We start from the raw sequence: 13,410 nt of genomic DNA, 5'->3' as shown, positions 1-13,410 counted from the left end.
CTGTCCGGATGCGACGGGAGGCGGATCAGGCTGCGCCGGTCAGCGCACCGCGGTGCACACCGTGCGAGCCGGGTCGGGGTAGGCGGTGGCCTCGGAACCAGGCGGGCAGGCCGCCTCGGTCGACACCGCGGTGACCGTGCGGTTCGCCTGCGGATCGGTGCACGGCACCTTGGTCTGCACACCCGCCACCGGCACCCGCAGGCAGTCGCCGACGGCGACGTCGGGGACCAGGCACAACCGCACCCCGCCGGTGGTGTCCTGGCTGACCGCGGCGTACGGCGGCGGGCAGGGCTGGGCATCCGACGTGATGCTGGCGATCACAAAGTCCGACTCGGGGCTGCCGCACCCGACGCGCTCCCACCCGGGTTCGGCGGTGTCGACGTCCGTGATGCTGACGCACGCCCCGGTGGTGAGCTGCGCGGCGCGGAAGCTGGTGGACTGCGCGGCGCGGAAGCTGAAGTACGCCACAAGGGCGATCGCGATGCCGATGCCCAGCGCACCCACGTACAGGACGCGCCCGAGCCGGCTGCGCGGCTGGCACATGGATCTCCTCCGGAGACGATCTAGGCGCGCAACCTAGCCGATCCGGCGGCCTGCGGGCACCGGGGCGCTCGCAAGCCGACCGGTCAGGCGCCCTGGACGTCGCCGAAGCAGACCGTGCGGGCCGGGCGGCTGAAGACGTAGTAGCCCTCGTCCTCGTCGCAGGTGTTCTCGGCGTCGTCCGTCGCGGCCACCTTGGTGACCTGGTCCTCGGCCTTGGAGCAGTCCAGCTTGAGCGGCAGGATCTCCTCGGACTCCTGGAACGAGGTCAGGCAGTCACCGACCTTGACGTCCAGCACGATGCAGTAGGTCCTGCCGTCCACCACGTTGCTGTAGGTGTCGGTGCACAACTCGTGGTTGCTGCCCTCGTGGACCTCGACGACCTGGTAGTCGGACTCGGCCGAGCCGCACCTGGCGGCGGTCATCGCGCCGCCTCGCTCGCTGGCCAGCGACATACAGTCGCCCGCCTCGATCCGGCCGCCGCTGTTGACGGCCACGAGCACAACCACGACCACGATCGCCGCCAGCACCGCCACGCCACCGGCCACCAGGCCGATGATGAGCCCGGTGTGGCTCTTCTTCGGCGGCGTCGGGGGCTGGCTGCTCGCCACGTGGCGCCAGAAGTCGTCCGAGCTGCCCGGCTGCTGGTACGGCCCCGTCGGGTAGGAACCCGACGGGTAGGGGCCGGACTGCGCACCGTAGGGATCCTGCGGTGGATAGCTCACTACTCCTCCGTTTTTCGCTCATGAGCAACTTAGCCGAACCCCCGACGCGGCATTACCCGAACAGGTGATAACAGTAGCGGTGGAATACTGGTCCGAAGTCCGGTCGTTGCCCGTGGGCACCGCTGATCACCTGCGACAAAGCCGTCCGACCCGAGGGAGCTGCGCACCCGTGACCGACGGACCCCTGATCGTGCAGTCCGACAAAACCGTGCTGCTGGAGGTCGACCACGACCTCGCCGACGAGGCCCGCACCGCCATCGCACCGTTCGCGGAGCTCGAACGCGCCCCCGAGCACGTGCACACCTACCGCATCACGCCGCTGGCGCTGTGGAACGCGCGCGCCGCCGGGCACGACGCCGAGCAGGTGGTGGACGCCCTGGTGCGCTTCTCGCGCTACCCCGTCCCGCAGCCGCTGCTGGTGGACGTCGTGGAGACGATGGGCCGCTTCGGCCGCCTCCAGCTGGCCCATCACCCCGCGCACGGCCTGGTGCTGAACTCGCTGGACCGCGCGGTGCTGGAGGAGGTCCTGCGGAACAAGAAGATCACCCCGATGCTGGGCGCCCGCATCGACGACGACACCGTGGTGGTGCACCCCAGCGAGCGCGGCCGGCTCAAGCAGATGCTGCTCAGGGTCGGCTGGCCCGCCGAGGACCTCGCCGGGTACGTCGACGGCGAGTCGCACCCGATCAGGCTCGAGCAGAACGGCTGGCAGCTGCGCGACTACCAGCAGCAGGCGGTGCAGTCGTTCTGGGCCGGCGGGTCCGGGGTCGTGGTGCTGCCCTGCGGCGCGGGCAAGACGCTGGTCGGCGCCGCGGCGATGGCCGAGGCGCAGGCGACCACGCTGATCCTGGTCACCAACACCGTGGCGGGCCGGCAGTGGAAGCGGGAGCTGGTGGCGCGCACCTCGTTGACCGAGGACGAGATCGGCGAGTACTCCGGGGAGAAGAAGGAGATCCGGCCGGTCACCATCGCCACGTACCAGGTGATCACCCGCCGCTCCAAGGGCGAGTACAAGCACCTGGAGCTGTTCGACTCGCGCGACTGGGGCCTGATCGTCTACGACGAGGTGCACCTGTTGCCCGCCCCGGTGTTCCGGATGACCGCCGACCTGCAGTCGCGGCGGCGGCTCGGGCTCACCGCGACGCTGGTCCGCGAGGACGGCCGGGAGGGCGACGTGTTCTCGCTCATCGGGCCGAAGCGCTACGACGCGCCGTGGAAGGACATCGAGTCGCAGGGCTGGATCGCGCCGGCCGAGTGCATCGAGGTCCGGGTGACGCTGACCGACAACGAGCGCCTGGAGTACGCGACCGCCGACGCCGACGAGCGCTACAAGGTGTGCTCGACGGCGCGCACCAAGGCGCCGGTGGTCAAGGCGATCCTGGACCGGCACCCGGGTGAACCGGCCCTGGTCATCGGCGCCTACCTGGAGCAGCTGCACGAGCTGGGCGAGGCGCTGGACGCGCCGATCGTGGAGGGCTCGACGAAGAACAAGGAGCGCGAGGCGCTGTTCGACGCGTTCCGCCGCGGCGAGATCGACCGGCTGGTGGTGTCGAAGGTGGCGAACTTCTCCATCGACCTGCCGGAGGCGTCGGTGGCGGTGCAGGTCTCCGGCACCTTCGGGTCGCGGCAGGAGGAGGCGCAGCGGCTGGGCCGGTTGCTGCGGCCGAAGGCCGAGCGGCGGCAGGCGCACTTCTACTCGGTGGTGGCGCGCGACACGCTGGACACCGATTACGCGGCGCACCGCCAGCGGTTCCTCGCCGAGCAGGGCTACGCTTACCGGATCGTGGACGCCGATGATCTCCTGGGACCGGCGATCCCGGACGTGGGGTGACGACATCCGGGCGATTTCCCCGTTCGGCCGTCACCCAATCGTGCCCGAGCAGGGCCTGGCAGCCGCTACCGTTGCGAGGAACGCACGAAGCGCCCGCACGACCGAAGCCCTGCTGGTCCGGGCGCGAAAGTCCCGCCCGGGGCGATTCGGCGCCGGACGCGGGCGTCGCAAGGACAAGGGGCGGGTGTCCCGCACAACGCGGAGGCGTCATGAGCAAGACTTCGCAGGCACCCGCTCATGATCGCCGACCGGGTGTGTCCCGGACAACACTGGAGATCGGATGACCACCGAGCAGGAACGCGCGGCGATGGGCGGCGCGCACCGGTTCATCGGACTCGCGGAGAACCTCGAACGGCACGCCGGGACACCGACCGGGGCCGAACCCCCGAACGTGCACGGCACCAACCGCGGCTACGGCCTGGTGTTCTTCCACCAGGCCGAGTACCACCTGACCACGGTGATCAGCAGCGGGCTGCGCTTTCAGCCGCTCGGCGCCGACCCCGCCCAGGAACTGGCCTGCACGGTCTACAAGGAGCAGGCCGAGGCCGCGCGGCACCTGGTCGACCTCACCGCGGAACTGCTGGTGCAGCAGCGCACCCACCTGGTGCCGGACCAGATCGTGCCCAACAAGGAGCCGCTGCTGCCGGGCACCGAGTTCCACGGCGTGCTGGCCAGCGGCCACCCGCTGTTCCCGCCGGAGTTCACCCGCTTCACCGACCCGGACGGCGTCGAGCAGCTCCAGGTGTTCACGCTGCTGCCGGTGACCCTCGGCGAGCTGAACTACATCCTGGACAACGGCGTCACGGCGTTGCGCCAGCAGTGGGCGCGGTTCGAGGTCGACGTCTTCGACCTCGGGCGCCCCAGCGTCGCCTGAGCGCGGCATCGCCCGGCGCCGCTCGCGTTCGGTGTGCCGTCACGACCGGTGGACCGCGTCATGCCCTCGACACGCCGTGGTGACGTCGAGCTGCGAGGATCGGACCATGGCGACGATCGACCTGGCGGAACTGGACGCGGTGCGGGTGTACGCGCTGCCGATGCGCAACCGCTTCCGCGGCATCACCGTGCGGCGGGGGGTGCTGCTGAGCGGCCCCGCCGGGTGGGGCGAGTTCTGCCCGTTCGAGGACTACGACGACGCGCAGTCCGTGCCGTGGCTGCACGCCGCGTTGGAGGCGTGCAGTGAGAGCTGGCCGGAACCCGTGCGCGACAGCATCCCGGTCAACTGCACGGTGCCCGCGGTGCCGGCGGACAAGGCCGCCGCGATCGTCGCCGCCTCCGGGTGCAGCACCGCGAAGGTGAAGGTCGCCGAGCCGGGCCAGTCGGCGGGCGAGGACGTGGAGCGGGTGGCCGCGGTGCGCGACGCGCTCGGCCCGGGCGGCGCGATCCGCGTGGACGCCAACGCGGCGTGGGACGTCGACACGGCGGTGCGGCGCATCCGGGAGCTGGACAAGGCCGCCGACGGCTTGGAGTACGTCGAGCAGCCGTGCCCGACCATCGAGAACCTCGCGGCCGTGCGCCGCCGCGTGGACGTGCGCATCGCCGCCGACGAGAGCATCCGGCGGGCCGAGGACCCGCTGCGGGTCGCGGTCGCCGGGGCGGCCGACGTGGCGGTCATCAAGGCCACCCCGCTCGGCGGCGTCCGCCGCGCGCTGCGCGTCGCCGAGGCCAGCGGCCTGCCGTGCGTGGTGTCCTCCGCGGTGGAGACCAGCGTCGGCCTCGCCGCGCAGTTGGCCCTGGCGGGCGCGCTGCCGGAGCTGCCGTTCGCCTGCGGCCTGGGCACGATGGCGCTGCTCGACGGCGACGTCGTCGCCGATTCACTGCTGCCCGTGCAGGGTCGCCTGCCGGTGCTGCGGCGCCCGCCGCAGCCAGACCCGGCGCTGGTGGCTGCGGCGACGCCGACGGCGGACGTGCAACGGCAGTGGCTGGACCGTCTGAGGCGGGTGAACGCCCTCCGTACCAGCTGATGGCCTCACCTGAGAGGCACCCTCAGCCGGCTGTTCGGTGGGGGTGCCCCTTCTTCGGGCCCCCGAGCGGTCAGGAGCGGGCGCGGCGGCGTCGGATGAGGCGGATCAGCAGGAGCAGGACCACCACCCCCACCGCCACCGGAGCGAGGCGCTTGAGGACCGGGGCACCGGCCGTGCCGAGCAGGTCGATCGCCTCGTCCGACGGCGTCGGCCTGCCGGTCACCACCGCGTCCGCGCGGCGCGACGCTTCCTCCTTCGCCGTGCTCGACCACTCGCCGCCGGCGGGCGTGACCCGCCAGCTCGGCTTCGCCTCCGCCGCCTCGACTCCGGCCGCGGCGGGCTTCGCCTCCGCCTTCGCGGCCTCGGCAGGCTTGGCCTCGGCGGGCTTGGCCTCGGCTTCCGGCTTCGCCGCGGGTTCGGCGGCCGCCGCGGGCTCCTGGGTGAGCTGCGCGGCGAGGTTGGCGGCGAACTGGTTGAGGATCTTGCCGCCGACCTCGGAGATCAGGCCACGGCCCAACTGGGCGGGCTTGCCGGTGACCTTCAGGTCGGTGTCGACGGTGACGGCCGTGGTGTCGCCCTCGGCCTTGAGGACCGCGACGACGGTGGCGGCGGCCGTGCCGCTGCCCCGCGAGTCCTTGCCGCTGGCGTCGATGACGACGCGGCGGGCCGACTCGTCGACCTCCTTGAAGGTGCCGGTGCCCTTGTAGAGCAGGGTGACCGGGCCGAGCTTGACCCTGACCGAGCCGGAGAACTCGTTGCCCTCGGCCTTGGTGAGCGTGGCGCCGGGCATGCACGGGGCGACCCGCTCTGGGTCGAGCAGCGCCTGCCACGCCACGTCGACCGGCACCGGAACGCTGAACTGGTGCTGCATCTGCACTGGAGGGTCCTCCTGGTTCGACCGAGCTCGGCCCCCGACTTCAGGGCCGCTGTTCTTCGAGGCTGCCCGCGGGCTGGCCGCCCTACCCGACGCCGGTGCGCCCCGGAAAATTCCCGCCCCGGCGTCGTGGTCCTCCCGAGCAGTCCACCACCAGCTTCCCAGCCCGCACGGCTCGCGGGTACCCCGTTCGGATCACCGCGGGGTGTGGGTGCGCGACCGGGGTCGCGCACCCACATGCCGTCAGACTCCCGCGGCGGCCAGCACGGCGCGACCGGTCAGCACCTCGGCGAGGTGCTGCCGGTAGTCCACGTCCGCGCTGGAGTCGGCGGTGGGGCTGGTGCCTTCGGCGGCGTGCCGGGCCGCTGCCCGGATCGCGTCCGCCGTCGCGGGTTGCCCCACCAGGGCCTGTTCCACGCCGGCCGCCCGGATCGGCGTGGGCCCCATGTTGGTCAGCCCGATGCGGGCTTCGGCGATGGTGCCGTCGTCCACACGCACCGCGGCGGCCACGCCGACGATCGACCACGCCTGCGCGACCCGGTTGAACTTCTCGTAGTGGGCGCGCCAGCCGGTCCACTTCGGCATGCGCACCTCGACGAGCAGTTCCCCAGGTTCCAGGGCGGTGGTGAAGTAGTCGACGAAGAACTCCGCGGCGGGTACCGAGCGCTGCCCGGACGGCCCGGCCAGCACCATCTCGGCGTCGAGCACGAGCGCCGGGGCCGGCAGGTCACCGGCCGGGTCGGCGTGCGCGAGCGATCCGCCGAAGGTGCCGCGATGCCGCACCTGCGGGTCGGCGACGGTTCGGGTGGCCAGCGCGATCAGCGGCAGGTGCTGCTGCACCAGCGGGTCGCGCATGACGTCGTGGTGCGTGGTCATCGAGCCGATGACCACCGCGTCGCCGTCGTCGCGGACGCCGCGCAGCGCGGCGATCCGGCCGAGGTCGACGACCAGCTGCGGGTCGGCCATCCGCATCCGCAGCACGGGCAGCAGGCTCTGCCCGCCGGCGAGCACCTTGGCGTCCTCCCCGGCCTCCGACAGCGCGGCGACGGCCTCCTCCACCGTGGCGGGCGCGACGTAGTCGAACTGGGCGGGAATCACCGGGCACCTCCCTGGGCGTCCATCGAACCGAGTCCTCCACCGGCCTCCGGCGCGGTCGCCCCGCTGGGGCGGGCACCGGTGATGGCTCGCCACACGCGCTGCGGCGAGCACGGCATCTCCACATCGTTGACGCCCATCGGCCGCAACGCGTCGACCACCGCGTTCACCACCGCGGGCGTAGAGGCGATGGTGCCCGCCTCGCCGACGCCCTTGACGCCCAGCGGGTTGGACGTCGCGCGCGTCTCGGTGCGGTCGGTGACGAACTCGGGCAGGTCCACCGCGGACGGCACCAGGTAGTCGGCCAGCGTCGCCGTGGTCAGCGTGCCGCTCTCGTCGTAGACCGCCTCCTCGAACAGCGCCTGCGCGATGCCCTGCGCGAGCCCGCCGTGCACCTGGCCCTCCACGAGCAGCGGGTTGATCACGGTGCCGACATCGTCGACGCAGACGTACCTGCGGATCTTCACCCGTCCCGTCTCGGTGTCCACCTCGACGGCACACAGGTGGGTGCCGTGCGGGAACGAGAAGTTCTCCGGGTCGTAGGTCGCTTCCGCGTCGAGGCTCGGCTCCACCCCTTCGGGCAGGTCGTGCGCGGCGAACGCGGCCAGCGCCACCTCGGCCAGCGAGACACCGCGGTCGGTGCCGCGCACCCCGAACTTCCCGGCGGTGAACTCCACGTCGTCCTCGGCGCATTCGAGGACGTGCGCGGCGATCCGCTTGGCCTTGGCAATGACCTTGTCCGCCGCGGCCACCACCGCCATGCCGCCGACGGCCAGCGACCGCGACCCGTAGGTGTCCAGGCCCTTCGGCGAGACCTGGGTGTCGCCGTGCAGCACCTCGACGTCCTCGAACGGCACCCCGAGCCGGTCGGCGACGATCTGGCTCCACGCCGTCTCGTGGCCCTGCCCGTGCGGCGAGGAGCCCGTGACGACCTCGACCTTGCCGGAGGCCAGCACGCGGATCGCCGCGTGCTCCCAGCCGCCGGCGCCGTAGGACAGCGAGCCCAGCACCCGCGACGGCGCCAGCCCGCACATCTCGGTGAACGTCGAGATGCCGACGCCCAGCTGGACCGGGTCGCCGGTGCGGCGCCGCTCAGCCTGCTCCGCGCGCAGCGCGTCGTAGCCGAACAGCTCCATCGCCCGGTCGGTCGCCGCCTCGTAGTTGCCGGAGTCGTAGGTCAGCCCGGCGACCGTGGTGTACGGGAACTCGTCGTGGTTGATCCAGTTCTTCCGCCGCACCTCCATCGGATCCATGCCCAGCTCGTGCGCCAGCTCGTCCATCATCCGCTCGATGGCGAAGGTGGCCTCCGGACGGCCCGCGCCGCGGTAGGCGTCGGTGGGCGTCTTGTTGGTGAAGACGTTGGTGCAGCTGAAGTGGTAGGCGGGGATTTTGTAAATGGCGTTGAACATGAACGCGCCGAGAATCGGCACGCCCGGGGTGACCAGCCGCAGGTAGGCGCCCATGTCGGCGAGCAGCTCGACCTTGAGGCCGGTGATCGTGCCGTCGCGGCGGGCCGCCAGGGACAGCTTCTGGATCTGGTCGCGGCCGTGGTGCGCCGAGACCATCGTCTCCGAACGCGTCTCGGTCCACTTCACCGGCCGCCCCAGTCGGCGGGCCAGCAGGAAGACGATGACCTCCTCCGGGGTCACCTGGAGCTTGCCGCCGAAGCCGCCGCCCACGTCCGGTGCGATCACCCGGATCTTGTGCTCCGGCACGCCCAGCGTCATGGCCAGCATGAGCCGCAGGATGTGCGGCACCTGGGTGGCCGACCACATGGTGATCTGCTCGCCGGTCGGGTCGACAACGACCGACCGGGGTTCCATGAACGCCGGGATCAGCCGCTGCTGCCGGAACGTCCGGTCAATACGCACCTCGGCGCTGGACAGCGCCTGCTCCACGTCACCGCCGGTGCCGGCCTGCGCCGAGTCGAACGTCCAGGTGGCGTTGCGGTTGGTGCCGATGTCCTCGTGCACCAGCGGAGAGTCGTCCCGCAGCGCCGCCTCCATGTCCAGCACGACGGGCAGGTCCTCGTAGTCGACGTCGATGACGTCCAGGGCGTCGCGGGCCTCGGCCGCGCTGCGGGCCACGACGACCGCCACCGCCTCACCGGCGAAGCGAACCTCGTCCACCGCCAGCGGCGGGGCCTTGGGGGCCTTCATGTCCTCGGTGATCGGCCAGGCGCACGGCAGGCTGCCCTGCTCGTCGGCCACGTCCCGGCCGGTGACGACGGCGACCACGCCGGACATCTGGCGGGCCTGCTCGGTGTTGATCGAGAGGATCCGGGCGTGCGCGACGGGGCTGCGCAGGATCGCCAGGTGCAGCGTGCCCGGGGGGTTGATGTTGTCGGTCCAGCGGGTGCGGCCGGTGATCAGCCGCGCGTCCTCCTTGCGCCGACGGGCGCGCCCGAGCTCGGGCTCCAGGACCGATGTCATGACTGCCGACCTCCCGTCACCTTCTCCTGGGCGTGCTCGTCCGCGGGTGTGCGGGGTACCGGTGTGTCTTCGGTGTGCTCCACCGCCGGTCCGGCGCCGGGCTTCATGCGCTGCGCGGCGTCGCGGACGGCACGGACGATGTTCTGGTAGCCGGTGCAGCGGCAGAGGTTGCCCTCCAGACCCTCCCGCACCTGCTCCTCGTCGGGGTCGGGCACCTCGGCCAGCAGGTCCAGGGCCTGCATGATCATCCCGGGGGTGCAGAACCCGCACTGGAGCGCGTGGTTGTCGTGGAACGCCTGCTGCAGCGGGTGCAGCCGGCCGTCCTGGGCCAGTCCTTCGATGGTGGTGACGTCGTGCCCGTCGGCCTGCACCGCCAGGACGGAGCACGACTTGACGCTGTGCCCGTTCAGGTGAACGGTGCAGGCCCCGCAGTTGCTGGTGTCGCAACCGACGACGGTGCCTACCTTGCCGAGACGTTCGCGGAGGTACTGGACGAGCAGCATGCGCGGCTCCACCTCATCGGTGAACCGTGTGCCGTCCACGTTGACGGTGATGCGCGGCATTGCGCCTCCTCGTGGTGGAACGCTGGCCCGCGTGCGCGGACGATCGGGATCGGACTGCTCCGCCTGGGTGACGGGCGTCACTCTGGTAGAGCCTGCTACGCCGACCGGACGCGGGCAAGCGCGCTCACGGGTGATGGTGGATCGGCCCCTCGCCTTCAGACAGTCGCACTCCGCGACCACCCCAGCGCAACGCGATCAGCTCCGCCGCGATGGACACCGCGGTCTCCTCCGGGGTCCGCGCGCCGAGATCCAGGCCGATCGGCGAGGACAGCTTCGCCAGCTCCGCGTCGGTCAGACCCTGCTCCCGCAGCCGCCGCAGCCGGTCGTCGTGAGTGCGGCGGGACCCCATCGCGCCCACGTAGCCGAGGTTCTGCCGCAGCGCCACCTCCAGCACCGGCACGTCGAACTTCGGGTCGTGGGTGAGCACCATGACCGCGGTGCGCTCGTCGACCCGCCCGGCCTCCACCTCGGCGGCCAGGTAGCGGTGCGGCCAGTCCACGACCACGTCGTCCACCCCGGGGAAGCGGCTGCGGGTCGCGAACACCGGGCGCGCGTCGCAGACCGTGACGCGGTAACCGAGGAACGCGCCCATGCGAGCCATCGCGGCGGCGAAGTCGATCGCGCCGAACACCAGCATGCGTGGCGGTGGCTCGAAGGAGTTCACGAACACCTTCAGTCCCTCACCACGGCGCTGACCCTCCGGCCCGTACTCGATGACGCCGCTGCGCCCGCTGGCCAGCATGCCGCGCGCGTCGTCGGTGACCGCCGCGTCGATCCGCTCCGAGCCCAGCCCGCCCCTGGTGCGCTCGCGCCAGACCAGCAGGTGCGAGCCGACCCGCTCGGCGTCCGGGTGCTCCACGACGGTGGCCACCGCGACCGGTTCCTCGGCGCGCACCGAGGCGGCGACCACGTCGAGTTCCGGGAAGGTCTCCCGGTCCACCCGCTCCACGAAGATGTCGATGATCCCGCCGCAGGTCAGGCCGACGGCGAAGGCGTCGTCGTCGCTGACGCCGTAGCGCTGGAGCACCGGCGGGGCGCCGTGCAGCACGCCGGTGGCCTCCTCGTAGACGGCGCCCTCGACGCAGCCGCCGGAGACGCTGCCGACGGCTTCGCCACCGCTGGTCACCAGCATCGCCGCACCCGGCGGCCGGGGCGCGGACCGGAACGTTCCGACCACGGTGCCCAGCCCGACGGCCTCACCCGCCTCCCACCGCTTGGTCAACTCGTCCAGTACGTCACGCACAGCGCACCTCCGCTCCTGTTGCGCCTGTCCAGCGCGGCAGTCCCACTCGCTCCGGGGACGCCGGTCAACTCCGGGATCCGACCGGGTCGGCGCCGGGTTGCGCGAGGCGCCGCACCCACGACCACACGTCCTCCAACGACCTCAGGCTGTGCCCCGCCACCATCCGGTCAACGTGCGGCATGGCCGCCACGATTCCGGACTGCACCGGCTGGTAGCCGTCGTGCCCGGCGTGCGGGTTGGCCCAGATCACCGCCCGCGCCAGCCGGCGCAACCGCCGCATCTGGTCGCCGAGTTCCGCGGCGTCGCCGCGTTCCCAGCCGTCGGAGAACAGCACCACCACCGAGCCGCGCGCCACGCCGCGCTGGCCCCACCGGTCCAGGAAAACCCGCAGCGTCTCGCCCAGCCGCGTGCCACCGGAGAAGTCCGGGACGGCCCGCGACGCCGCGCCCAGCGCGACTTCCGGATCCCGCTGCCGCAGCTGCCTGCTCACCCGCGTCATCCGCGTGCCGAGCGTGAAAACCTCGGTGCTGCCCGGAGAACGCCGCACCACCACGTGCGCGAAGCGCAGCAGCGCGTCGGCGTACGGGCTCATCGAACCAGACACGTCGACGAGCAACACCACGCGGCGCGGACGACGCGAGCGGCGCCGCCGCGCGAGCCGCACCGGTTCGCCGCCGGAGCGCAGCATGGCGCGCAGCGTGTCGCGGGAGCTGAGCGCGCCGCGCCTGCTGCGCCGGTGGCGCAGCGCGGGCCGGGACGGCGGTTCCGGACGCAGCACAGCGAGCATGCGGCGCAGGTGTTCGCGCTCGGCGTCGCCCAGCTCGGAGAGGTCGCGGCGACGCAGCACCTCCGCGTCGCTGGCGGCCGCGGCCAGCGGCTCGTCCGCGTCCTCGCCGCCGCCCGCGGCGTCCGTGCCGGCGAGCGCGGCGATGCGCGTCGGACGCGGCAGCGCGTGGCCCGGGGGTTCGGTCAACAGCGCGGCACCGCCGAACCAGCAGTCGAAGGCCGCGTCGTAGCGGGGCACGTCGTCCGGGTCGGAGCACAGCGTGAGACGCCCGGCCCAGTAGACCGCGTCGCGGTCGTCCAGACCGACGTGCTCGACGGCGTCGAGGAACGCCTGCACCCGGGTGGGACCGCAGGCCATGCCCGAGTGCCGCAGCGCGCGGGCGAACCCGACCAGGCCGGTCACGGTGCGCATGTGCCCCCTCCGGGTGCGGGGTGGGCGTCCGGTCCGCCCACCCGGCGGTTCAGTTCTCGGGCGTCGCGAGGACGCCGGCGGCTCGGACGCGTTCGGCGTCCTCGCGGTACTTCAGCACCGCGCCCAGGGTCGTCGCGGCGACCTCGGTGTCCAGTTCGTCCTGGTCGAGCGCCTGCAGCGCCCGAGCCCAGTCCAACGCCTCGGCCACCCCGGGCGGCTTCAGCAGCTCCATCTGCCGCATCCGCTGCACGGCCGCGGCGACCTGCTCGGCGAGCCGGGTGTCCAGGCCCGGCAGCCGCCGCCGCAAAATCGCCACCTCACGCGCCAGGTCCGGGTGCTCCAGCCAGTGGTAGAGGCACCGGCGCTTCAGGGCGTCGTGCACCTCGCGCGTCCGGTTGGACGTCAGCACCACGATCGGCGGCTCCGACGCCCGTACCTCTCCGAACTCCGGAATGGTCACCGCGTATTCCGAGAGCACCTCCAGCAGGAACGCCTCGAACTCGTCGTCAGCCCGGTCGATCTCGTCGACCAACAGCACACAGGGCGACTCCTGCAGCGCCCGCAGCAGCGGCCGCGCCAGCAGGAACCGGCGGCTGTAGAGGGATGATTCGGCGGCCTCGGCGTCCAGGTCGCCGCCGGATGCGGCCTCCAGGGTGCGCAGATGCAGCAGCTGGCGGGGGAAGTCCCAGTCGTAGAGCGCCTGCGCGGCGTCGATGCCCTCGTGGCACTGCAACCGGATCAGCTGCAGGCCCAGCGCGCTGGCCAGCGCCTGCGCCAGCGCGGTCTTGCCGGTGCCCGGTTCGCCCTCGCACAGCAGCGGGCGACGCATCCGCATCGCCAGGAACGCCGCCGTCGCGATGCCCTCGTCGGGCAGGTAGCCGGTCTCGTTGAGCGCCGACGCGACATCGGCCGGGGACTTCATGTCGAGCGAGTCATCCACCGCCATGC

The 13,410-nt window shown here is 72.4% G+C and carries 12 protein-coding genes; 3 read left to right on the top strand and 9 right to left on the bottom strand.

Translation table 11 applies throughout. From position 1 onward, the window contains the following. Positions 1 to 39 precede the first annotated feature (39 nt). Together IEY17_RS00725 and IEY17_RS00720 are read right to left on the bottom strand one after the other, a co-directional pair. The gene (locus IEY17_RS00725) at positions 40 to 543 is read right to left on the bottom strand and encodes an LppU/SCO3897 family protein (protein ID WP_188984316.1); all 504 of its coding nucleotides are present in this window, start codon (positions 541 to 543) and stop codon (positions 40 to 42) included. A gap of 83 nt (positions 544 to 626) precedes the next feature. After that, a complete protein-coding gene (locus tag IEY17_RS00720) occupies positions 627 to 1,265 on the bottom strand; it encodes a hypothetical protein (protein ID WP_188984314.1) in 639 nt (212 codons plus the stop codon). A gap of 169 nt (positions 1,266 to 1,434) precedes the next feature. On the opposite strand from IEY17_RS00720, the gene IEY17_RS00715 reads away from it, so the two are divergent. From IEY17_RS00715 to IEY17_RS00705, 3 genes are all read left to right on the top strand, one after another. Beyond that, complete coding sequence (locus IEY17_RS00715) at positions 1,435 to 3,096, top strand: DNA repair helicase XPB (RefSeq protein ID WP_188984312.1); 1,662 nt, start codon at positions 1,435 to 1,437, stop codon at positions 3,094 to 3,096. 280 nt (positions 3,097 to 3,376) lie between these two features. Beyond that, positions 3,377 to 3,970: a suppressor of fused domain protein gene (locus IEY17_RS00710; RefSeq protein ID WP_188984310.1), complete on the top strand. Its 594-nt coding sequence runs from the start codon at positions 3,377 to 3,379 to the stop codon at positions 3,968 to 3,970. Between the two features lie 106 nt (positions 3,971 to 4,076). Continuing rightward, positions 4,077 to 5,057 (top strand): o-succinylbenzoate synthase, encoded by a 981-nt coding sequence (locus IEY17_RS00705; RefSeq protein WP_188984308.1) that lies wholly within the window; start codon positions 4,077 to 4,079, stop codon positions 5,055 to 5,057. Between the two features lie 70 nt (positions 5,058 to 5,127). Here the strand turns inward: IEY17_RS00705 and IEY17_RS00700 are convergent, their stop codons facing one another. The 7 genes from IEY17_RS00700 to IEY17_RS00670 all read right to left on the bottom strand — a co-directional run bounded on the left by IEY17_RS00700 (position 5,128) and on the right by IEY17_RS00670 (position 13,408). After that, positions 5,128 to 5,934 (bottom strand): SRPBCC family protein, encoded by an 807-nt coding sequence (locus IEY17_RS00700; RefSeq protein WP_188984306.1) that lies wholly within the window; start codon positions 5,932 to 5,934, stop codon positions 5,128 to 5,130. A gap of 240 nt (positions 5,935 to 6,174) precedes the next feature. Further along, positions 6,175 to 7,029, bottom strand: a complete 855-nt coding sequence (locus IEY17_RS00695; RefSeq protein ID WP_188984304.1) for an FAD binding domain-containing protein — start codon at positions 7,027 to 7,029, stop codon at positions 6,175 to 6,177. Beyond that, entirely contained in the window at positions 7,026 to 9,458 is a 2,433-nt protein-coding gene (locus IEY17_RS00690) for a xanthine dehydrogenase family protein molybdopterin-binding subunit (RefSeq protein ID WP_188984301.1), read from the bottom strand. The genes IEY17_RS00695 and IEY17_RS00690 overlap by 4 nt, the downstream gene beginning before the upstream one ends. Then, the gene (locus IEY17_RS00685) at positions 9,455 to 10,021 is read right to left on the bottom strand and encodes a (2Fe-2S)-binding protein (RefSeq protein WP_188984299.1); all 567 of its coding nucleotides are present in this window, start codon (positions 10,019 to 10,021) and stop codon (positions 9,455 to 9,457) included. The genes IEY17_RS00690 and IEY17_RS00685 overlap by 4 nt, the downstream gene beginning before the upstream one ends. Positions 10,022 to 10,145: 124 nt before the next feature. After that, a complete protein-coding gene (locus tag IEY17_RS00680; protein WP_188984297.1) occupies positions 10,146 to 11,264 on the bottom strand; it encodes an XdhC family protein in 1,119 nt (372 codons plus the stop codon). Between the two features lie 64 nt (positions 11,265 to 11,328). Then, positions 11,329 to 12,462: a vWA domain-containing protein gene (locus tag IEY17_RS00675; RefSeq protein WP_188984295.1), complete on the bottom strand. Its 1,134-nt coding sequence runs from the start codon at positions 12,460 to 12,462 to the stop codon at positions 11,329 to 11,331. Positions 12,463 to 12,511: 49 nt separating this feature from the next. Continuing rightward, on the bottom strand, positions 12,512 to 13,408 hold the full coding sequence (locus IEY17_RS00670; RefSeq protein WP_188984293.1) for an AAA family ATPase: 897 nt from the start codon (positions 13,406 to 13,408) through the stop codon (positions 12,512 to 12,514). Between the last annotated feature and the right edge of the window lie 2 nt (positions 13,409 to 13,410).

Source organism: Saccharopolyspora thermophila (assembly GCF_014646075.1).
GTDB lineage: Bacteria > Actinomycetota > Actinomycetes > Mycobacteriales > Pseudonocardiaceae > Saccharopolyspora > Saccharopolyspora thermophila.
This window is presented reverse-complemented; position numbering and strand designations above follow the sequence as displayed.

What these genes read in the sequence shown, in the direction of transcription:
- IEY17_RS00725 (WP_188984316.1), bottom strand. Translation starts at nt 543, where the DNA reads ATGTGCCAGCCGCGCAGCCGGCTCGGGCGCGTCCTGTACGTGGGTGCG.
- IEY17_RS00710 (WP_188984310.1), top strand. Translation starts at nt 3,377, where the DNA reads ATGACCACCGAGCAGGAACGCGCGGCGATGGGCGGCGCGCACCGGTTC.
- IEY17_RS00705 (WP_188984308.1), top strand. Translation starts at nt 4,077, where the DNA reads ATGGCGACGATCGACCTGGCGGAACTGGACGCGGTGCGGGTGTACGCG.
- IEY17_RS00690 (WP_188984301.1), bottom strand. Translation starts at nt 9,458, where the DNA reads ATGACATCGGTCCTGGAGCCCGAGCTCGGGCGCGCCCGTCGGCGCAAG.
- IEY17_RS00685 (WP_188984299.1), bottom strand. Translation starts at nt 10,021, where the DNA reads ATGCCGCGCATCACCGTCAACGTGGACGGCACACGGTTCACCGATGAG.
- IEY17_RS00675 (WP_188984295.1), bottom strand. Translation starts at nt 12,462, where the DNA reads ATGCGCACCGTGACCGGCCTGGTCGGGTTCGCCCGCGCGCTGCGGCAC.
- IEY17_RS00670 (WP_188984293.1), bottom strand. Translation starts at nt 13,408, where the DNA reads ATGGCGGTGGATGACTCGCTCGACATGAAGTCCCCGGCCGATGTCGCG.